The sequence below is a fragment of the Testudinibacter sp. 'clade 2' genome (assembly GCF_006227735.1).
Classification (GTDB): Bacteria; Pseudomonadota; Gammaproteobacteria; order Enterobacterales; family Pasteurellaceae; genus Chelonobacter.
The window spans coordinates 1-643 of the sequence record NZ_VDHB01000240.1; the positions used below are offsets into that span (position 1 = coordinate 1).

The 643-nt window shown below is 39.0% G+C and carries 1 protein-coding gene; it reads left to right on the top strand.

What is annotated here, in order from left to right; translation table 11 throughout:
* Positions 1–311: 311 nt before the first annotated feature.
* A partial coding sequence (locus FHQ30_RS12950; RefSeq protein WP_500692277.1) for an ATP cone domain-containing protein occupies positions 312–643 on the top strand: 332 nt, incomplete at its 3' end.

Consider the following 643-nt stretch of genomic DNA (forward strand, 5'->3'; position numbering starts at 1 on the left):
GTTGCACAACCGCACTTTATTTTTTAAGTGCTGTGTAGATTATCTTCGCTGTTATTTTGTGCTGTCGCTCACAATTTTTTAAATAAATTTTGCTTATCTAAAAAGCTAGGATCGCGCGACCCTTGAGTTTTCAGTCACTCGCTCAATGTCAATCTTTTTTATCCTTTTCTGCTGCAAATTTTATACTTGATATTTCCTATTGAACACATTATCTTGTATTTCGTTTTTAACTGAACACCACATATAGTGTTCAAATAATCATCTTCAAAAACTCTCAATTCGTTAGCAATTGATGGAATACAGGTAATCAAATGAATAAAGCATTGATGGTGACCAAACGTGACGGACGTTTGGAGCCGATTGATTTAGATAAAATCCACCGCGTGATCACATGGGCAGCCGAAGGGCTGGATAATGTATCAGTCTCACAAGTAGAATTGCGTTCACACATCCAATTTTACGAAGGTATCCGCACTTCGGATATTCATGAAACCATTATCAAAGCGGCTGCCGATTTAATCACCAAAGATGCACCGGATTACCAATATCTGGCGGCACGTCTGGCGGTATTTCATTTGCGTAAAAAAGCCTATGGTCATTTCGATCCGCCGCGCCTGTATGATCACGTCAAAAAATTAGTACG